Source organism: Lentzea atacamensis (genome assembly GCF_003269295.1).
Lineage (GTDB): Bacteria > Actinomycetota > Actinomycetes > Mycobacteriales > Pseudonocardiaceae > Lentzea > Lentzea atacamensis.
The window spans coordinates 161,630-179,941 of sequence record NZ_QLTT01000012.1; the positions used below are offsets into that span (position 1 = coordinate 161,630).

Consider the following 18,312-nt stretch of genomic DNA (forward strand, 5'->3'; position numbering starts at 1 on the left):
TCGACGGCATGAAGCTGGACAGGAGCGCCGTCGACTACACGCCTGGCAACGCCGGGGCCATCGCGAAACGGGCGGAGGACCGGGGTTACGACGGGTTCTGGCTCGCCGAGACCAAGCACGACCCGTTCCTCGCGCTGTCCGGGGCCGCGGCGGCGACCGAGCGGATCGAGCTCGGCACGGCGATCGCGGTGGCGTTCGCGCGCAACCCGATGACCATCGCGACCACGGCGAACGACCTGCAGCTGCTGTCGGCGGGCCGGTTCAACCTCGGGCTCGGCTCGCAGATCGAAGCCCACATCACCAAGCGCTTCTCCATGCCGTGGAGCAGGCCGGCCGCCCGCATGCGCGAGTTCGTGCTGGCCGTCCGGGCGATCTGGCACGCGTGGGAGACCGGCGAGCGGCTGGCGTTCCGCGGCGAGTTCTACAAGCACACGCTGATGACGCCGTTCTTCGACCCCGGACCGAACCCGCACGGCAAGCCGCCGATCTACCTCGCGGGTGTCGGCGAACTGATGACCGAGGTCGCGGGTGAGGTCGCGGACGGCTTCCTGTGCCACAACTTCACGACGGAGCGGTACCTGCGCGAGGTGACGCTGCCCGCGCTCGAACGCGGCCGGGCCAAGGCGGGAAAGACGCTGGAGGGCTTCGAGATCAGCGGGCCCGTGTTCGCCGCGACCGACGATGCGGAGATCGCCGACGTCAAGCGGCAGATCGCGTTCTACGGATCGACGCCCGCGTACAAGCCGGTGCTGGAGCTGCACGGCTGGGGCTCGTTGCACGAGGAGCTGCACCGGATGTCCCGGCGGCAGCAGTGGACTGACATGAGCGAGCTGATCAGTGACGAGGTGCTGCACGAGTTCGCCGTCGTCGGGTCGTCACCCGATGCCGTCTCGACCGCGCTGCTGGACCGCTTCGGCGACGTCGTCACGAGGATCTCGCCCTCGACGAACGTGCTCAGGAAGAGTCCGGCTCAGCGTCCGGAGAAGTGACTGAGGCCCTGCCGCGCCAGCTCGGCGTGGAAAGCGTCGAGCTCGGCGCGCACTCTCGCGACGCCCCTCTTGCGGATCCACCTGCGTCTTCCCACGTTGGCGGCGGTCAGGGCGAACGGCAGAGCCAGCAGGGTCAGCACCAGCATCATGATCATGTTGTCTCCTCAAGGGTTGCGAACAAGCAACGACCAATCGAGACACCGCTTACGGTACCGGGTCCAAAGCCACCCAGGTGGAGCAAAGTCACCGACAGCAACTCAGTTCTTGACTAATTTTGTTTTCGGTGCGACGGTGGAGCCATGTTCGAAGTGGCGGTGATCGAGGACCCAGCAGCGGCCGAGGTGTCGCTGGACCCGGTGCGGGCACGCCTGCTCGCGGAGCTGGCCGAGCCGGGATCGGCGACGATGCTCGCCGCGAAGGTCGGCCTGCCCAGGCAGAAGGTGAACTACCACCTGCGCACCCTGGAGCAGCACGGCCTGGTGGAGCTCGTCGAGGAACGGCGCAAGGGCAACGTGAACGAGCGCCTGCTGCAGGCGACCGCGGCGTCCTACGTGATCTCCCCGACGGCGCTGGCGGCGGTGCAGCCCGACCCGGCGCGCTCACCCGATCGGTTGTCCGCGCGGTGGCTGCTGGCCGTCTCGGCCAGGCTGGTGCGCGACGTCGGCACGTTGATCACGGGCGCCACCAAGGCCAAGAAGCGGCTCGCGACCTTCGCGTTGGACGGTGAGGTCCGGTTCGCCACGGCGGCCGACCGCGCGGCGTTCGCAGAAGAGCTCGCCACGTGCGTGACGCGGCTCGTCGCCAAGTACCACGACGAACAGGCCGAAGGAGGGCGACCCCACCGAGTCGTCGTCGCCCTGCATCCCAGCGTCGTTGCCAAGGAGGAAGAGTCGTGACCCGCAAGTTCGAGATCAAGAAGGAAGTCGAGGTCGAGGGGACCCCGGAGCAGGTCTGGGACGCCATCGCGACCGGGCCGGGCATCGACTCGTGGTTCATGGGACCGCACATGGTCGACGGACGCCTCGGTGGCCGCATGTCGATCGACATGGGTTTCTTCCAGGAGCACTCGACGATCACCGCGTGGGAGCCCGGCAAGCACCTCGCCTACGAGAGCGACAAGGGCGAGGACGGCACGTTCCACGCGATGGAGTACCTGATCGAGGGCCGTGACCAGGGCTCGACGGTGCTGCGGTTCGTGCACAGCGGCATCCTCGGCGACGGCTGGGGCGACGAGTACCTGGACCAGTCCTCGAAGGGCTGGGACATGTACCTGTTCACGATGGCCGAGTACGTGAAGCACTTCGCGGGCAGGCACGGCACCTACGTGTTCGCGCAGTGGCCGGAGGGCGAGAAGAGCTGGCCGGCGCTGATGAAGGCGCTCGGCGTCCCCGAGGACGCGCAGGTCGGCGACGAGGTCACGCTCGAACCGTTCGGCGTCACCGGCGTCGTGGACTACGTCGTCAACCACGACGTCCACCAGTTCCTCGGAGTGCGAGGCGAGGACGGCCTCTACCGCTTCCACGGCACGAACGCCGTCGGCCACCACCTCTTCGGTGACGCGACCGGCCAGGCCGAGAAGTGGCAGGCGTTCCTCGCTCAGCTGGCCGGGCAGACCTCGTTGACGTAGTCGGAGTGCCCGTACGGCACCACGTTCCGGTCGCGGCGGATGATCGCCACCTTGCCGCCGCGATCGGCACACGACTTCTGGAACGCCTCGTCGGTGTACTCGATCTGGAAGAAGTTGTCGCCGAACGCGTCCGCGTAGTGCTTGCACTCGCCGTTGGCCTCGCAGTCCTCGGTGATCGCGAAGTCGAAGCCGATGTACTTCTTGCCCGAGTCGCCGAGCTCACCGCCGTTCTTCTGCGCGACGGCGAGCCCCTTCTCGTGGGCGTGCTTCACGAACGCCTTCATGAATTCCTTGGTGGCGTTGATGTCGAACGCCCCGCCGGCGCGCATGTGCGAGTCGAGGTTGTCCGCCTCGATCGCCTGGAAGCGCGAGATCTTGCAGCCCTCGATCCACTTCTTCTGGATGTCGAGGATCTTCTGGCGCTTGTCGGCGGTGGAGATGTCGAGGATGCCCTCATCCCACTCCGGGTCGATCACCGGCTGCCCGTCCGGCTTCTTGACCAGCAGGTCACCGTGGTTCTGCCGCCACCAGCTCAGGCTGCCCTCCATCGGATCCGGCTGCGTCTGCAGGGCGTTGAGGTAGCAGACGTTGTAGCGGTCTCCGACGGGGATCTTGCCGCGGTCGCGCACGACGATCTTGACCCGGGCGTCCGGCTGGTAGATCCCGCCGATCTGGTAGTCGAACCTGCCACCGACGGGCGGCAGTTCGACCGGCGGAGCCTCGGGTTCGCTCGCGCTGCAGGAGGCGACGAGCAGGAGCAGGGCGGCAACGGCCGCGACTGGCTTCATGCGCGGCAGTGTGCCACTCGCCGGATAGCGCAGGTGTAACACGAAGGGCACTCCATCGCTCATAGATGAGATTTAGCTTCCGGGATGTGAAAACTCGGTCGCTCTTTCTACAGCTTCTCGTCGCGGTTGTGGCCGGTGTGCTCGTGGGCCACTTCTTCAGGTCGTTCGGCGCGGACCTGAAGCCGATCGGGGACGGCTTCATCAAGCTGATCAAGATGGTGATCGCGCCGCTGATCTTCTGCGTCGTCGCGACGGGCATCGCCAAGGTCGGTGACCTTCGGGCGGTCGGCCGGATCGGCGTGAAGGCGCTGATCTACTTCGAGGTGGTGTCGACGGCCGCGCTCGCGTTCGGGCTGCTGGTCGGCAACGTGGTGCGACCGGGTGCCGGCATGAACGTCGATCCCTCCACACTGGACGCCTCCGCCGTCGAGGCGAAGACGCAGGGCGGTCACCTCCCCGGCGTCGTCCAGTTCCTGCTGGATCTCATTCCTTCCAGTGTGGTGGACGCGTTGGCGCGCAACGCGTTGCTTCAGGTGCTGTTGTTCGCCGTGCTGTTCGGCTGCGCGCTGGCCCAGCTCGGTGAGCGGGCGTCGCCCGTGGTGGATCTCCTGGAACGCGTCAACCTGGCGTTCTTCACGGTGCTGGGCTACGTGATGAAGCTGGCGCCGCTCGGTGCGTTCGGGGCGATGGCGTTCCTGGTCGGGCAGTACGGGCTGGGGTCGTTGCGCACGTACCTCTGGCTGATCCTGTCGGCTTACGGCGCGGCGCTGCTGTTCTGCCTGCTGCTGGGCGTGATCGCGTGGTCGTTCGCACGGGTGAACCTCGTGCGGTTCGTGCGGTTCGCGAAGGAGGAGTTCCTGCTGGCGCTCGGCACGGCGTCGTCGGAGGCCGTGCTGCCGCGGATGATGGTGAAGCTGCAGCGTGCCGGATGTGCGCCGACGTCGGTCGGCCTGGTGCTGCCGACCGGGTACTCGTTCAACCTGGACGGTGCCTCGATCTACCTGTCGCTCGCCACGGTCTTCCTCGCCCAGGCGTTGAACGTGCCTCTGGATCTCGGCGACCAGCTGACGATCGTGTTGGTGCTCGTGCTGACCTCCAAGGGCATGGCCGGTGTGCCCGGCTCGGCGTTCCTCGCGCTGTCCGCGACGGTCGCCGCGGTCGGGTCGATCCCGGCCGCGGCGGTCGCGTTGCTGCTCGGCGCGGACCGGATCATGGATTCGATGCGCGTCTTCACGAACCTGCTGGGCAACTGCGTGGCGACGTTCGTCGTGTCGCGCTGGGAGGGGATGCTGGACGTGGAGCAGATGCGGTCAGCCCTCGGCAATCCAGGCCGTGACGACGTCGTCGAGCAGGCCGAGGGTGAGGTTGCCGTGGCTGAGGACGACCTCGTGGAAGTCACGGACGTCGAACGCCGCTCCTAGCGTCTGCTGGGCTTTGGCGCGCAACTCCTGGAACTTGAGCCGTCCCACCATGTACGCGAGCGCCTGGCCCGGTTGGGCGAGATAGCGGTCGACCTCGGCTTCGACCAGGTCGCGCGGCTGCGGCGTGTTCTCGAGCAGGTAGTCGACCGCCTGCTGCCGGCTCCATCCCTTGACGTGCAGACCGGTGTCGGCAACGAGCCTGCCCGCCCGTTTGGAGTCCATGGTGAGCATGCCGAGCCTGGCCTCTTCGGTGCTGTAGAGGCCCATCTCGTCGGCCAGGCGTTCAGCGTAGAGCGCCCAGCCTTCGGTGAACGCGGTGATCCGCGCATTGGTGCGCAGGAGTGGCAGGTCCGGCAGCTGCATGATTCTGGACCTCTGGAAGTGATGGCCCGGCACCGCCTCGTGGAACGCCGTCGCTTCCGCGATGTTCTGGAGCCGGGTGTGCGGCTCCTTGGTGTTGACGAAGTACGTGCCTGGCCGGCTGCCGTCGAGCGAGGCGGGAAGGTAGTGCGGCGGCGCGCTCGCGGGTAGCGACGGTGCCATCGCAGCGATCTCGCACCTTGCCCGCGGCACCGTTCGGAACCATTGCGGGGCAATGGACTCGGCCCTGCGCACCGCCGTTTCGGCGTCCTCGATCATCTCCTCGCCACTGGTGTACGTCAGGCCGCCGGGGCGACGTCCGCCGAACTCCCGTTCGAGGTCCTCGATGAGCCGCAGCCCGGTGGCGTGCAGCTCGTGCGGGTCGAGATCGAGCGTTGTGTGCGTCCGGATCGCTTTCCGGTACAACGCTTCGCCGTCGGGCAGCCAGCACAGCCCGCGTGCTCTTCGTCGCGGCCGTGCGGCAGAACGTCGTTCACCAGCACGTCGCGGTAGTGCCGGACGGCCGGGTCGTCGTACTGGTCCACGAGCGCGATCGCCTGCTCGACGAGGTGCCTGACCGGCGTCCGTCCTGCGGCAACACCCGCACGGTGCCGATCGGCGACCGTCGCGAGGAACCGCGGCACGGCGTGGTGACTCTTCAGGTGTCCCAGGAAGTACAGCAGTTCCGGAACCACGGCCTGGAGGTAGCCGCTCACGCCGAACTCGATGGTCCTCGACTCGATCGTGTCGGACTCGGCACGGGTCAGGTGCAGGACGAGGTCCCGGGTGATTCGGTCGTCTTCCGTTTCCGCGATGCGTCGTTCCGCTTCCTCGGCGATGGCTCGGTAGCGCCGCAGGTAGTCCTGATCCGCGTCTTCGCTGTGGTCCTGCAAAGCGCTGTCGTCACGCAGGCCCATCAGGTTCGGCAGCAACGCGTGGTGGTCCAGCGTCAACTCCCAGAGCTGCTCGGCGAGGTCACGCACCGGCGATCCACTCCTCGACGACCTCGTCGAGCAGCGCGAGCGTGAGCCGGCCCTGGCTGAGCACGACCTCGTGGAAGTCGCGGACGTCCTTGCCGGCGGCCTCGGCCTTCTCGCGCAGTTCCTGGAACTTCAGCCGTCCCACCATGTACGCGAGTGCCTGACCGGGCTCACCGAGGTAGCGGTCCACTTCGGACTCGATCTGCACGAGCCCCATCGGAGTGTTCTCGACGAGGAAGTCGATGGCCTGCTGTCGGCTCCATCCCTTGGCGTGCAAGCCCGTGTCGACGACGAGGCGTCCCGCGCGCATGGCGTCCATCGTGAGCATGCCGAGCCTGGACTCGTCGTTGCTGTAAAGCCCCATCTCGTCAGCGAGGCGTTCGCAGTACAGGCCCCAGCCTTCGCCGAACACGCTGATGGGTGCCTTGCGCCGCACGATGGGGAGGTCCTTGAGCAGGGCCAGCTTGGAGTGCTCGAAGTGATGACCCGGCACGGCCTCGTGGTACGCCGTGGCCTCGTCCTCGATTCTGAGGCGGTTCTGCGGTTCCTTGGTGTTGACGAAGTACGTGCCGGGCCGGCTGCCGTCCTCCGCCGCGGGGGAAGTAGTGCGGCGGCACGTGCGCGGGCACCGCGGCCGGTGCCTCCTCGATGACGCATTTCCGGTCCGGCAGCGTGCGGAACCATTGGGGCGCAGCGGCTTCGGCCTTCGCGACGGCTCTGCGCGCGCCGTCGAGCATCTCCTCGGCGCTGCGATGGCGCAACGCGGGGTCGTTGCGGATGCGGTCGAACACGTCGTCGCCGTACTGGGCGAACTCCTGCTTGAGGTCCTCGATCAGCCGGATTCCGGTCGCGTGCAGGTCTTCCGGGTCGAGGTCCTCGGTCGTGTGGGTGTGGACCGCCATCCGGTAGAGCGCGTCACCCTCCGGCAGCCAGCACAGTCCGGCGTGCTCGGCGTCGCGCCCCAGCGGCAGGGCCTCGTCACGGAGGAAGTCGCGGTAGTTCTCGATCGCGGGCCGGACGACCTGCTCGATGATCTCGCTCGCGTCTTCCACGATGTCGAACGCGCCGAGGTTGGCGAGGTGGCCGTCCATCAGCTCGATGGACTGCTCCACCAGGTGTTTCACCGGCGTGCGACCGTTGGCGAAGCCCTTGCGGTGCCGGTCGATCATCGTCGTGAGGAACCCGTCGAGCCGGCGCAGCCGCTCCAGGTATCCGGCCCGGCGTTCCGGCGTGTTGACCGGCAGGCGCGGCAGGAACGCCAGCGTGCAGGCGACCGTCGTGCGGAGGTTGGCGCTGATGCCGAACTCGACCTGCCTCGAGTCGAGGTCGTCGGACTGCATGCGCACCTCGTGGAGCACGATCCCCTGCGTGATGCGATCGGGGAGGGTCTCCAGCTCGAGCCGCTCAGCGGCTTCACCGAGCTCCCTCAGCCGTTCCCGGTGGCGCCGGTCGGCTTCCTCGCTGTGGTCGACGAGCGACTCGTGATCGACGTCGAAGCCCATCAGGCTGGCGTCGACCGGGAAGCGGTCGAGAATGGCGTCGAAGAGGCGGTCGGCGAGCACGTCGATTTCGGACATCTGTCCCCCCAGAGTTACGCCGTTGAGCGGCCTTCACGTCCTGTTGTAGCGGGTATGCCCTCACCATGCGGTGGTTCCTGCTGATCATCCTGCTGACCGGCTGTTCCGCGATACCTCTCTCCTCCTCCACACCACAGGTAGACCGTGTGCCTGCCGGAACCCTCGACGCCGCAACGGCGCGCACCTCTCTCGCCGCGCTGCCTGTGAGCGCACCGGGCCGTATGGACGGCTATTCGCGCGACTGCAACAGCGGCGCGTGCGTGTTCGGTCAGCCGTGGTTCGACACCGACGGCGACGGCTGCGACCAGCGCAGCCAGGTGCTGGCCCGCGACCTGACCGGCGTCTCGCGCAAGCCGGGCCGGTGCGGCGTGCAGTCGGGCACCCTCGACGACCCGTACACCGGCTCGCAGATCACCAGCGTGTCGAAGATCCAGATCGACCACGTGGTGCCGCTGGCCGAGATGTGGCGCAGCGGAGCGGCGCGGTGGGCGCCCGAGCAGCGGGTGGCGGCGGCGAACGACCTGCGGAACCTGGTCGCGGTGTCCGGCAAGGTCAACCAGTCGAAGGGTGACAAGACGCCCGAGGAGTGGATGCCGCCCAACGCGGGCTACGCGTGTTCGTACGGGCGGATCTACGTGACGGTCAAAGCGGCGTACGCGCTGAGCGTCGCGCCGGCGGAACGTTCGGCGTTGGAGAACGCACTCGCCACCTGTGACACACCCCCTGCGACATAAACGGGAAACAATGCCAATTGATTGACAATCGGCCTCCACCCATTCGTACCAACTTCGATGACGGCGCCGACCGGCCGGGATATCCTGCTCAGTCCGGCACTTGCGGCCGACAAGAGGGGTGGGCGGAGTTGCTGAGGTCGTTCGCACAGTGGCTGGAGAAATTCCTGCAGGATGAAGGGGCGGTCGGGTTCGTCAAGGGACTGCTCGGCCTCGTCGCGTTCGGCGCCGTGTTGTCCACCCTCTTCGGCCCGGTCGCGATTCGCACGGCGTTCGTGATCGGCGCAATCGTCCTGGTGCTCCTGCTCCTCGTCTACCTGACGGCCCGCGTCACCAAGCTCGAGGCGGAGTCCCGCGAGTACCGCGCCCTGCTGTCCAAGTACTCGTACATGCTGATGGAGCTGCAGCCCAGCCAGTTCGACATCAAGGTGTGGGAGCAGGTCGCGGTCATCAAGGCCAACGGCGACACCCAGGAGTTCATCACGGTCAACGCCGTCATTCGCAACGCCGAGGCGAAGTTCTTCCGGCTGCGCTTCGGCCCTGGCTGGAACCAGCCGAAGTCGGTCCAGAAGGAGGTCAACGCGAAAGTGCGCAGCCTCATGGTCGACGGAAGCATGGGTCCGAGCTTTCTGGTCACGTCGCATTGGAGCGAGGACGGCAAGCTCGACATGGTTTCCCACTTCCACTCACCTGCGGAAGTGGACAGTGAAATACGCCTGAAGATGGAGTGGACCTGGCCGAAGAAATGTGTGCCGCTGATGGTGCACAAGAAGCCGGACCCGTTCACGTTCTACTTCCGGCAACCGGTCGAACGCGCGACCTACACGATCATCCTGCCGCCGGGAGCCGAGGTGCACTGGGACGTGATCGCGCTCAACCGGCTCAGGGACGACTTCGAGATCACCAGGCGAACCGACGCGGGCCGCGTCGAGATCAAGCTGGCCATCAACAACCTGCCGGCGAACCGCCGGGCCGGCATGGTGCTGGAACTGCAGAGGTAGAACGGCCTGCACAAGCCGAACCCGAGACCGTGCAGGCCCCCTTGACGGGGCACAAAGCCCAGGTCAGCGACTCACTTGTCGCCGTTCTCGCCGCCCATGTACGACATGGTGTGCGTTCCTCCTTCTAGCTGTGAGGTGGTGCGCATCGAATCACCACGGCACGGGGCGGCAGTGGAGGCTCGCCGGACCCGCTGGTGGTTCATCGCGCGAAGGTCGGCGATGTTAACCACTGAGACCCGGCTCACCTCAAGCGCCCCACTGGAAGCACCTGGTCACCGCGTCTTCCACCGCGTACGAGCTTAGTCCGCTGTTCGGATTCCAGCCTGGCGTCCGGCTAAAACCTGACTCAGGGCTGGACCGCGACGTTGGAGACAGTGCAGCTCCACAAGCTCGTCACGAAGCTGGGGATACAGAAAGACCCAGGTCAGGAAGCCTGACCTGGGTCTTATCTCACCGAGCCGCCTGTCGGAATCGAACCGACGACCTGCTCATTACGAGTGAGCCGCTCTGGCCGACTGAGCTAAGGCGGCGAGACGCGATAACTATAGCGGGTCTGCAGACCCGTCACTCACGGGGGTCGGCTTCGTTGTACGGACCGTGACCGATGTCACCACCTCCTAGCCGCCGAGGAGTGGTTCATGCGCCGATCGTTGTCCGCGCCGCTGGCAGGGTTGTTGCTCGCGCTCGTCGCGGCGCCCGCGCTCGCGCAGCCGCCCACCACACCGGTGCCGGGGCCACGCGATCCGAACCAGCCGCCCGCGTCGGCGCCGAACGGGCCGCAACCACTTGCGCATGCTGTTGGTGATGCCGGGACCGGATTGAGTGTCGTGCGTCTTGGGCCTCAAGGGATGCCCACGAACACGATCCTTCCCGGGCTCGGTGACCAGCTGCCGAAGCAGTCCGTCACCGAGTTCGGGCTGGGGCTCGCCAGTGCACAGGTCAACACCGAGGCGTTCCTGAGCACCGAGCGGGTGGTCACGCAGGCCAGCCCGTTCGGCTTCGCGGTGGCGGGGCGGTCGCCGCAGTCGCCGGGAACGCTGGTGCAGACGGCGATTCCGGACAACCCGCAGCCCACGAACGGCGGGCTGCCGATTCCCGAGACGCCGCTCGGGCAGCTCCGGGTGCTCAACGGCAGCGTGCACGCGCGTTGGGACGAGAAGCTCGGGCCGTGCATCAGTCCGCTGGCGACGGCCAGGACGTCGCTCGCCGGGCTCGAGGTGCTGAGCGCGCTGCCGGCCGAGGTGCCTTTGCCGTCGAAGAGTCTCGTCAGCGTCCCGGACACGTTCGAGGCGAACTCCCAGGTGCGGCTCGTCGATCTGCCGGGCAGCAAGAACAAGGCGGTCGAGTCGACGTCGACCATGCGCGCGGTGAGTGTGGAGATCGCGGGTGGCATCAAGATCGACGTGGCCACGCCGCCGACGCTCACGGCCACCGCGACCGGGGACGAGAAGACGTCCAAGATCACCTACACGGCGCCGGTGCTGCGGGTCAGCCAGAACGGCAAGGAGCTCGGCACGCTCGACGCCGCGCACCCGACGCTGGACATCCCGTTGTTGCTGGACCTGGTCGTGATCAAGCTGCAGATCGCCGGGCTCAACGAGAAGAAGGCGAGCTTCACCGGCAACGGGTTCAGCGGCTTCCAGCTCGGGGCCACGGCTCGGATGCTCGACGTGCAGCTGTTGCCGACGGACAAGCTGAAACTGCCGAACCTGCCGACGGCACTCGCGCAGATCTCGCTCGGCGAGCAGATCGTGCGGGCCGCGGCGCCGCAGGGTGGCGTGATCTGCGGAACCGCGCAGCCGCCGCAGACCCAGCAACCGGGTGGCGGGGCGGCGCCTCCGCAGCAGAAGACGCCGCTCGCCCACACCAACGCCGCGTACCAGTCGATCCCGCTGTTCTGGACCGGCACGGGGCTGTTGCTCGCGGGGGTGGTGCTGGTCGCCGCGCTGCCGGTCAGAGGCCGATCGCGCGTGCGAGCTCCCGGGGTTTCAGAACCCTGAGCAACGCCTCCATGAGGTAGTAGTCGCCGTAGGGCAGGGAAACCTCGATGCCGACCTCGATGCGCCGGTTGCGGGTGCCGCGCGCCAGAATCGCCTCGTGCCGTTCTGAACGGGTCGTCAAACACGTGCGGCACAAGGCATCCAGGATGCGCAACGCGGCCAGCCGGTACGACAACCTGCCGGAGGCCTGCGCGAGGTCGATCAAGCCGCACGCCATGATGGCGCCCGCCGACGAGTCCTTGACGTCGTTGGGCGCCAACGGTGAGCGGTAGTCCCACACCGGAATGTGGTCCGGCGTGAGGGCATCCAGCGCGAAGTCGGCGAGTTTCCTCGCGGAGTCCAGGAACTCACGCCTGCGAGTACGCCGGTACATCGTCGTGAAGCCGTAGATGCCCCAGGCCTGGCCACGCGACCAGCACGACGTCGGGCTGTAACCCTGGTTCGTGTTGGGGCCGATGTCCTCGCCGGTGTCCGGGTTGAAGTCGAAGACGTGCGGCGTGGAGCCGTCCGGCCGGATGAACTTGGCGCGCGTGGTCAGCGAGTGCGCCACCGCGATGTCCAGGAACCGCGGGTCCCCGGTCTGCTCAGACGCGAACGCCAGCAGGTCGAGGTTCATCATCGTGTCCATGATCGCCCGGCCCGCGTTGTTCGGCGTGCCGAGCGCTCCCCACGCCCTGATGAAGCGGCCCTTCTCGTTGTACCGCTGGGTCAACGACGACGCGGCCTGCACCGCACCGTCACGCCAGGAGACGTCACCGGTGAGCCGGTACGCGGTCACCCACGACGGGTAGAACAGGAAGCCCAGGTCGTGGATCGACGTGTCGGTGCGCCGCGGGGACAGCCGCAGCGCCGACTCCACCGCCCACGTCCTGAACTGCTCGTCACCGCTGTCCAAGAAGGCGAGCCAGTGCATGCCGGGCCAGAACCCGCCGACCCAGCCGCCGGAGTTGACGTAGATCCACTTCTCGAACTTGGTCTCCTCGGGGAACGAGGTGACGTTCGGCGCGACCTGGCGGAGTTTCCGCAGCGCGTAGTCCAGGGACTCCCGGAACAGCCGGTTCGAGGACGCTTCCGCGGCCGGCGCCAACCCGACACCCACCGAACCTGCGGCAGCCGCACCGAGCAGGGCTCTGCGGCTGAACGTCATTTTTTGCTCGTACACCAATGGCCGCCCTTCCTCAGCCTGAACGGCTCCGGCGGCGTGGATCCGAAAGGCTTGTTCCAGTCAACGGAACGTTGTTCCATGTCGTTCGGCGCACATCGTGTCACTCCGCCGCCCCGATCGGAAGGCATCCCCAGATGCAAACCAGGCCTGCGGTGAACTTCTCGCTGGAAGGCAGGACAGCCCTCGTGACCGGCGCCCGCACCGGCATCGGCCGAGCCATCGCCAGAGGCCTGCACGAGGCCGGCGCGTCGTTGATCCTCGTGGGGCGCGGCGACCTGTCCGACGTGGCGCCGGCACTCACCACGGTGTCGGCGGACCTCTCGGACCCCGCCTCGGTCGAGCCCGCGCTGGCACCGGTGCTGCGCGACCAGGAGGTGGACATCCTGGTCAACAACGCCGGGACCGTCCACCGCGGTCCGGCCGTCGACGTCTCGCTGTCCGACTGGCAGCGGGTGATGGCCGTCAACCTCGACTCCGCGTTCGAGATCTCGAAGCTCTGCGGCCGTCAGATGGTGGCCAGAGGCAGCGGCAAGGTCGTGAACATCGCGTCCATGCTGTCTTTCAGGGCGGCATCCTCGTCTCGGCCTACACCGCCTCGAAGCACGCGATCGTCGGCATGACCAAGCTGCTGACCAACGAGTGGGCCGCGGCAAACGTGCAGGTCAACGCCATCGCCCCGGGCTACGTCGAAACCGGCAACACCGCCCCGCTCCGCGCCGACCCTGACCGCGAGCCGGCGATCCGAGCCCGCATCCCGGCTGGCCGCTGGGGCAAGCCGGAAGATCTGGTGGGCCCAGCGGTGTTCCTTTCGTCCACGGCGTCCGATTATGTGACCGGACACGTGCTCGTGGTCGATGGAGGCTGGCTGGCGAGATGACCGATACCGCCGTCGAGAAGACGCTCGCCGTGCTGGAGGCCCTCGCCGACCACACGCGCATCACGGACATCGCGCGGGTGACCGGCCTGCCGAAGTCCACGGTCCACCGCCTGCTCCAGACCATGGTGGACCGAGGCTTCGCCACCCTGGGCTCGGACGGCTACCTGACCGGCCCGCGCGTCCTGGCGCTCGCCGGCAAGGTGCTGCGCCCTCTCGACACGGTGGAGCGGGCCCGCCCGTTCCTGCGCGCGCTGCAGGAGTCCACGGGCTGCACGGTGCACCTGGCCGTGCTCTTCGGCGACGAACTGGTCTACGTGGACAAGATCGAGGCCAACAAGCCCTACCGCATGGCCTCGCGCCTGGGCATGTCCCTGCCCGCGCACGGCACCGCCATCGGCAAGACCGTGCTGGCCTCGATGTCCGAAGCCGAACTGGACGCGTACATCGACCGGGTCGGCCTTCCGGGCCGCACGCCACGCACGATCACCTCGTCCCTCCGCCTGAAGTCGCAGCTGACGCGGGTGCGACGGTCGCGGTTCGCGCTGGACGACGAGGAGAACGAGGTCGGGGTGCGTTGTGTGGGCGCCGCGATCCGTGACCACGCGGGCGCGGTGATCGGCGGGATTTCGGCGTCCTCGCTGGCGATGGAGCACTCGTTGCCCGAGTTGATCGCGCTGGGGCCGCGGGTGCTGCGCGCGGCCGACGAGGTGTCAGCGGCACTCGGCTGGGTCTGATCGGCGGTGCACCGCGTCGAACAACTGCCACCCGTCGAACTTCGTGCGAGCGGCCGGTTGCCAGCCGCGGGCGGCCGCCTCGTCGAGCATGGCGCGGATCACCCTGGGCAGGTTGAGGTTCAGGATCCGTCCATCGGGGTGTCGCACCGCGCCCGCGTGCGCGTACACGCCGTCGCCGGACTGGAACACCACCACGAACTCCCCCGGCGCGCCGTCACAGCTCAACCTCACCACTTCACGGCAGCAGCTGTCGTCATGAGAGTGGCGAACCGACCAGACGAACCGATCGGCACCGACGCGCAACCACCTGACCCTGCGGCGCCCCACGTGGATCACCCGCGGTGAAGCGTCGTCACCATCGCCTCGATCGCGATGCGCGGCTTCACGTTGACCTCGATCGCCTCCCGGCAGGCCAGCACCGCCTCCAGCCGCCGCAGAATCGACTCCTGCGACCACTGAGCAGCCGCCGTCTTGGAGTCACCGGCGCGGTCCGGGTGCATCAACGCGGCCTCTGAGCCGGTCTTCGTCACCAGCGCGTCCCGGTAGAACCCGGCCAGGTCCACCAACGCCATGTCCAACGAGTCGCGCTGGGTCCGGGTGGCCCGGGACTTCTGCCGCTTTTCCAGATCCTTCAACGCGCCCTTGGCACCGCGGGTCGCGGCAGCGGTCCCCTTACCGGTTCCGCCGGCTCCCATCGCGGTCTCCAACGCCTCGCGCTCAGCCTCGTTGCGAGCCTCGTTGGCGGTGGTGGCGTCTTCCTCAGCAGCCTTGATCAGCTCATCAGCACAGGTGAAGACGTCAGCGGGCTTCCGCAACGCCAGCGGAATCCGCAGCACGGCCTCCCGCCGGGACCGGGTCTCCTCGTCAACGGCCAGCCGCCGCGCCCGCCCAACGTGCCCGCCGCAAACCGACGCCGCCCACTGCGCCATCTCCGGCGCAATGCCGTCCACGGCCTCCAAAGCCGACGCGATGGCCGAAGGCCTAGGCGACCCCAAAGACACCAAGCGGCAACGCGATCGGATGGTCACCGACACGTCGTCCGGATGATCGGAAGGCGCGCACAGCAGGAAGACCGTCCGCTCCGGCGGCTCCTCGACAGCCTTCAGCAGAGCGTTGGCCGCACCCTCGGTCAACCGGTCCGCATCCTCGATGATCACCACCTGCCAGCGCCCGGAAGTGGGGCGGCGAGCAGAGATCTGCACGAGTGAACGCATCTCGGCGACCGAGATCGACAGGCCTTCAGGGGCGACGACCCGCACGTCGGCGTGGGTGCCGTGCAAGGTGGTCCGGCAGCCGGAGCACTCGCCGCAGCCGGGGCGATCGTCCGTGACGACACACTGCAGGGCAGCGGCGAAGGCGCGAGCGGTCGAAGATCGGCCGGATCCGGGTGGGCCGGTGAAGAGCCAGGCGTGCGTCATCACGCCTGGCGCCGGCGTTCCACCCGCAACGATCGTGGCCGCGGCCTCGGCAGCCGCGGACAGTGTGGCCACCGCGTCCGGCTGCCCGACCACCTCGTCCCACACGCTCATGGCTGCAGTCTTCCAGCGAACGCTCAGACCGCGGCTTCGGGGACCGCTCGCTTGCGGGTCGCCAGCAACGGCACGACCGCGGAGCGGACTCGCTCGGCCACCACGTCCGGGTCGCCGTCGGCCTCGACGACGACGTAGCGGTCCGGGTCGGCGGCGGCCATCTCGCTCAGCAGGCGCTGCACGCGCCAGTGGTGTTCCAGAGCGATCGACTTGCCGTCGGTGACCGGGCGGTCCAGCAGGATCGTCAGGTCCGGGCGCAGGCGGCCGGTGGCCCAGTCGACCAGGCCTTCCAGCTCCTGGTGTTCCAGCGTGCTGGTGGCGGTGAAGTGCGCCAGTGGCGAGTCGACATAGCGCTCCATCACCACGACGGAGCCCTCGTCCAGGGCGGGGCGCACCTGCCGTTCGACGACATCGGCGCGCACGGCGGCGGCGACCAGGGCCTGCGCGCGCACGCCTGCCAGCTCGGCGGAGGACAGCATCGTGCGCAGGCGGCGTTCGTCGTGCTCCGGGTCGGCGGCCAGCAGGACGTCCAGGCCCTCGGCGCGCAGAGCGGCGGCCAGGCGCCGGGCCTGCACCGAGGTGTCCTCGCGGGTGTCGCCCTCGACGGCGATCAGCAGGCCCTTGGTGTTGCGGCGGCCGCGGATGGCCGCGAACAGCGACGACAGCACCGGCTCCTCACGGCGGTCGTCCATCTGCCGGTACGCGACGAGGCCGAGCACGATGGCGATCACGGCGCCGCCGAGCATCACCGGGCGGGTCGCGTCGACCTCCATCGGGTGGCCGAACACGCTGACCTGGCGCTTCTGCAGCAGGGCGACCAGCAGCGGCGCGCCGGCCGACGCGCCGAACAGCACGACCTTGAGCAGCGACTGGATCAGCGCGACCGTGCGGCCGCGCATCTCGTCCTCGACCTGCGAACCGACGATCGTCAGGCCGGTCAGGAACGCCACGCCGGCACACGCGCCGACCATGGCGACGGTCAGCAGCGCGATCCACAGGTGCGGGGCGAGCGCGACCACGACCAGCGTGATGCCGGCCCCCACGATCGTCACGCCGAACAGGCGGTTGTAGGCAAGGCGCTGGGCCAGTCTGGGCGCGGTCGCCATGCCGATCGCCAGACCGACGAACACGGCCACGAAGAGCAGGCCGAACGTCGAGGCGCCGCCCAGCAGCGACTGCGAGTAGAGCTTCGCGGTGGCGATCACGACACCGGCCGCGGCGAACGCGCCGATCATGCCGATCACCAGGCCGCGGACCAGCGGCGTCGCGGCGGCGAACCTCAGGCCGTCGCGGAACATCGCGACGAAGCCCGGCTTGTCGGCGTCGTCCTTCTTGCGGGTCGAGGAGACGCGGCCGGACAGCTCCGGCAGGCGGGTCGCGACCAGGATCGCCGAGGTGAAGTACAGCAGGCCGTTGATCATCACGGCGATCGTCGCGATCCGGAACTCCAGGTTCCCGCCCTGCAGGTTCAGGTAGCCCGGGATGCCCGCGATCAGCGAGTACAGGCCGAAGCCGCTGATCGTGGAGATGCCGTAGGTCATCACCAGGCCGAGCTGGTTCGCCGACTCCACCTGGTCCGGGCGGCGCAGCAGGTTCGGGACCGCCGACTCCTTGGCCGGGATCCAGAGCATCGCGCAGCAGCCGACCAGGAAGTTCGCCACGAAGAGCCAGATCGGCGATCCGATCAGTGCGATCGAGATGAACAGCGACCCGCGCAGGATGTCGCAGATCACCATCACCTTGCGGCGGTCGAACCGGTCCGCGAGCACGCCACCGACGGGCGCGAACAGGATTCCCGGCAGCAACTGCGTCAGCACGACCAGCGACAGCGCGAACGACTGCCACTGGTAGCTGTTCATCATCTCGGAGACCAGACCGGTCAGCGCAAGAAGTGACAGCCAGTCACCGACGCTGCACAGATAGGTGACGAGCCACAGCCGCCGGAACGGCCTGATGGCCAGCACCGAGCGCAGCCGGTGGACCGTGGACACGCTGGACTGGGCCTGCCCTGCCTGGCCTGCCTCGGTCACTCCTGTGTCCGCGTCCTGAATCTCAGTCACCCCGATATCTGCCTGCTCCGTGCGGTCAGCGTAACCGGACCAGGCGGGTGAGGTTGCCGGACTCTCAGCGTTAACCGCTGAAGATCGCCCCAAGAATGTTGACGAGCACCAGCACGAAGAAGCCGATCACGATCAGGCAGCCGATGAACGCGGCCACACCACTCGACTGCTTGGTGGGCTGTTGCTGTTGCGCCGCAGGCATTTGCGCCCCTGGCACGAACTGCTGAGGCGCCCGCTGGCGACGTCCGCGCGGCCGGCGCTGCTCCTGCTCCATCTGAGCCCAGACGGCCTGGCGCATCTCGTCGGTCAGCGTCGGCGGTGCAGGAACCGACACACGTGACGCAGAGTACCCGGAGGTCCATTGAGGAGCGATGAAGGTGTCAGCCGTCACCAACCCGGCCAGCGGGTCCGGGAAAAGCCGGGGAGGCGGCGGGGCCTGAGTCCCGTCCGGTCCGAAGTCGGAGCTCGGCACC

16 protein-coding genes, 1 tRNA gene and 3 pseudogenes are annotated in these 18,312 nt (G+C 68.0%); 9 read left to right on the top strand and 11 right to left on the bottom strand.

Annotated features, from left to right (window positions below):
- Positions 1-8: 8 nt before the first annotated feature.
- Positions 9-989, top strand: a complete 981-nt coding sequence (locus C8D87_RS39225) for a TIGR03617 family F420-dependent LLM class oxidoreductase (RefSeq protein ID WP_112231142.1) — start codon at positions 9-11, stop codon at positions 987-989.
- On the opposite strand, the gene C8D87_RS46505 is transcribed toward C8D87_RS39225, so the two are convergent.
- Complete coding sequence (locus tag C8D87_RS46505; RefSeq protein ID WP_170154724.1) at positions 971-1,144, bottom strand: hypothetical protein; 174 nt, start codon at positions 1,142-1,144, stop codon at positions 971-973. The two genes, C8D87_RS39225 and C8D87_RS46505, sit on opposite strands and share 19 nt — an antisense overlap.
- A gap of 144 nt (positions 1,145-1,288) precedes the next feature.
- Here C8D87_RS46505 and C8D87_RS39230 point away from each other — a divergent pair, with 144 nt between their 5' ends.
- The gene (locus C8D87_RS39230) at positions 1,289-1,885 is read left to right on the top strand and encodes an ArsR/SmtB family transcription factor (protein ID WP_215732614.1); all 597 of its coding nucleotides are present in this window, start codon (positions 1,289-1,291) and stop codon (positions 1,883-1,885) included.
- Positions 1,882-2,616 (top strand): SRPBCC family protein, encoded by a 735-nt coding sequence (locus tag C8D87_RS39235; RefSeq protein ID WP_170166743.1) that lies wholly within the window; start codon positions 1,882-1,884, stop codon positions 2,614-2,616. Before C8D87_RS39230 ends, C8D87_RS39235 begins: the two co-directional genes overlap by 4 nt.
- Here the strand turns inward: C8D87_RS39235 and C8D87_RS39240 are convergent.
- A complete protein-coding gene (locus C8D87_RS39240; protein ID WP_170166744.1) occupies positions 2,586-3,404 on the bottom strand; it encodes an endo alpha-1,4 polygalactosaminidase in 819 nt (272 codons plus the stop codon). The genes C8D87_RS39235 and C8D87_RS39240 overlap by 31 nt on opposite strands.
- An 86-nt stretch (positions 3,405-3,490) precedes the next feature.
- On the opposite strand from C8D87_RS39240, the gene dctA reads away from it, so the two are divergent.
- Positions 3,491-4,825: a C4-dicarboxylate transporter DctA gene (gene dctA, locus C8D87_RS39245; RefSeq protein WP_215732615.1), complete on the top strand. Its 1,335-nt coding sequence runs from the start codon at positions 3,491-3,493 to the stop codon at positions 4,823-4,825.
- Here the strand turns inward: dctA and C8D87_RS49010 are convergent.
- From C8D87_RS49010 to C8D87_RS48315, 3 genes and pseudogenes are all read right to left on the bottom strand, one after another.
- Positions 4,715-5,677, bottom strand: a pseudogene (locus tag C8D87_RS49010) (DUF885 domain-containing protein); the annotation flags it as partial. The gene dctA and the pseudogene C8D87_RS49010 overlap by 111 nt on opposite strands.
- A 483-nt stretch (positions 5,678-6,160) precedes the next feature.
- A complete protein-coding gene (locus C8D87_RS39255; RefSeq protein WP_233442510.1) occupies positions 6,161-6,859 on the bottom strand; it encodes a DUF885 domain-containing protein in 699 nt (232 codons plus the stop codon).
- Positions 6,744-7,742: pseudogene (locus C8D87_RS48315) on the bottom strand (DUF885 family protein); the annotation flags it as partial. The gene C8D87_RS39255 and the pseudogene C8D87_RS48315, both read right to left, overlap by 116 nt.
- Before the next feature lie 65 nt (positions 7,743-7,807).
- Here C8D87_RS48315 and C8D87_RS39260 point away from each other — a divergent pair.
- The gene (locus C8D87_RS39260; RefSeq protein ID WP_112231154.1) at positions 7,808-8,476 is read left to right on the top strand and encodes an HNH endonuclease family protein; all 669 of its coding nucleotides are present in this window, start codon (positions 7,808-7,810) and stop codon (positions 8,474-8,476) included.
- A 128-nt stretch (positions 8,477-8,604) separates the two neighbouring features.
- Positions 8,605-9,474 (top strand): hypothetical protein, encoded by an 870-nt coding sequence (locus C8D87_RS39265; protein WP_109631105.1) that lies wholly within the window; start codon positions 8,605-8,607, stop codon positions 9,472-9,474.
- A 456-nt stretch (positions 9,475-9,930) separates the two neighbouring features.
- Here the strand turns inward: C8D87_RS39265 and C8D87_RS39270 are convergent.
- Positions 9,931-10,004: transfer RNA gene (locus C8D87_RS39270), tRNA-Thr, on the bottom strand.
- Between the two features lie 108 nt (positions 10,005-10,112).
- Here C8D87_RS39270 and C8D87_RS39275 point away from each other — a divergent pair.
- Positions 10,113-11,474, top strand: coding sequence for a hypothetical protein (locus tag C8D87_RS39275; RefSeq protein ID WP_112231156.1), 1,362 nt, complete (start codon positions 10,113-10,115; stop codon positions 11,472-11,474).
- On the opposite strand, the gene C8D87_RS39280 is transcribed toward C8D87_RS39275, so the two are convergent.
- Positions 11,428-12,621 carry a glycoside hydrolase family protein gene (locus tag C8D87_RS39280; protein ID WP_112231158.1) on the bottom strand — a complete coding sequence of 398 codons (1,194 nt, stop codon included), beginning with the start codon at positions 12,619-12,621 and terminating at the stop codon, positions 11,428-11,430. The genes C8D87_RS39275 and C8D87_RS39280 overlap by 47 nt on opposite strands.
- Positions 12,622-12,773: 152 nt before the next feature.
- Between C8D87_RS39280 and C8D87_RS39285 the strand changes: the two are divergent.
- Both C8D87_RS39285 and C8D87_RS39290 read left to right on the top strand, forming a co-directional pair.
- Positions 12,774-13,516: pseudogene (locus C8D87_RS39285) on the top strand (SDR family oxidoreductase).
- Positions 13,513-14,250 carry an IclR family transcriptional regulator gene (locus C8D87_RS39290; RefSeq protein WP_112231160.1) on the top strand — a complete coding sequence of 246 codons (738 nt, stop codon included), beginning with the start codon at positions 13,513-13,515 and terminating at the stop codon, positions 14,248-14,250. Before C8D87_RS39285 ends, C8D87_RS39290 begins: the two are co-directional and overlap by 4 nt.
- Here C8D87_RS39290 and C8D87_RS39295 read toward each other — a convergent pair.
- The 4 genes from C8D87_RS39295 to C8D87_RS39310 form a co-directional block, all read right to left on the bottom strand.
- On the bottom strand, positions 14,227-14,481 hold the full coding sequence (locus C8D87_RS39295; RefSeq protein ID WP_146772008.1) for a hypothetical protein: 255 nt from the start codon (positions 14,479-14,481) through the stop codon (positions 14,227-14,229). The two genes, C8D87_RS39290 and C8D87_RS39295, sit on opposite strands and share 24 nt — an antisense overlap.
- A gap of 101 nt (positions 14,482-14,582) precedes the next feature.
- Complete coding sequence (locus tag C8D87_RS39300) at positions 14,583-15,779, bottom strand: DNA polymerase III subunit delta' (protein WP_112231164.1); 1,197 nt, start codon at positions 15,777-15,779, stop codon at positions 14,583-14,585.
- Between the two features lie 23 nt (positions 15,780-15,802).
- Positions 15,803-17,839: a bifunctional MFS transporter/dTMP kinase gene (locus tag C8D87_RS39305; protein ID WP_109631090.1), complete on the bottom strand. Its 2,037-nt coding sequence runs from the start codon at positions 17,837-17,839 to the stop codon at positions 15,803-15,805.
- Positions 17,840-17,909: 70 nt separating this feature from the next.
- Complete coding sequence (locus C8D87_RS39310) at positions 17,910-18,311, bottom strand: hypothetical protein (RefSeq protein WP_146772009.1); 402 nt, start codon at positions 18,309-18,311, stop codon at positions 17,910-17,912.
- Between the last annotated feature and the right edge of the window lies 1 nt (position 18,312).

What these genes read in the sequence shown, in the direction of transcription:
- C8D87_RS39225 (WP_112231142.1), top strand. Translation starts at nt 9, where the DNA reads ATGAAGCTGGACAGGAGCGCCGTCGACTACACGCCTGGCAACGCCGGG.
- C8D87_RS46505 (WP_170154724.1), bottom strand. Translation starts at nt 1,144, where the DNA reads ATGATCATGATGCTGGTGCTGACCCTGCTGGCTCTGCCGTTCGCCCTG.
- C8D87_RS39230 (WP_215732614.1), top strand. Translation starts at nt 1,289, where the DNA reads ATGTTCGAAGTGGCGGTGATCGAGGACCCAGCAGCGGCCGAGGTGTCG.
- C8D87_RS39240 (WP_170166744.1), bottom strand. Translation starts at nt 3,404, where the DNA reads ATGAAGCCAGTCGCGGCCGTTGCCGCCCTGCTCCTGCTCGTCGCCTCC.
- C8D87_RS39260 (WP_112231154.1), top strand. Translation starts at nt 7,808, where the DNA reads ATGCGGTGGTTCCTGCTGATCATCCTGCTGACCGGCTGTTCCGCGATA.
- C8D87_RS39275 (WP_112231156.1), top strand. Translation starts at nt 10,113, where the DNA reads ATGCGCCGATCGTTGTCCGCGCCGCTGGCAGGGTTGTTGCTCGCGCTC.
- C8D87_RS39280 (WP_112231158.1), bottom strand. Translation starts at nt 12,621, where the DNA reads ATGACGTTCAGCCGCAGAGCCCTGCTCGGTGCGGCTGCCGCAGGTTCG.
- C8D87_RS39290 (WP_112231160.1), top strand. Translation starts at nt 13,513, where the DNA reads ATGACCGATACCGCCGTCGAGAAGACGCTCGCCGTGCTGGAGGCCCTC.
- C8D87_RS39300 (WP_112231164.1), bottom strand. Translation starts at nt 15,779, where the DNA reads ATGAGCGTGTGGGACGAGGTGGTCGGGCAGCCGGACGCGGTGGCCACA.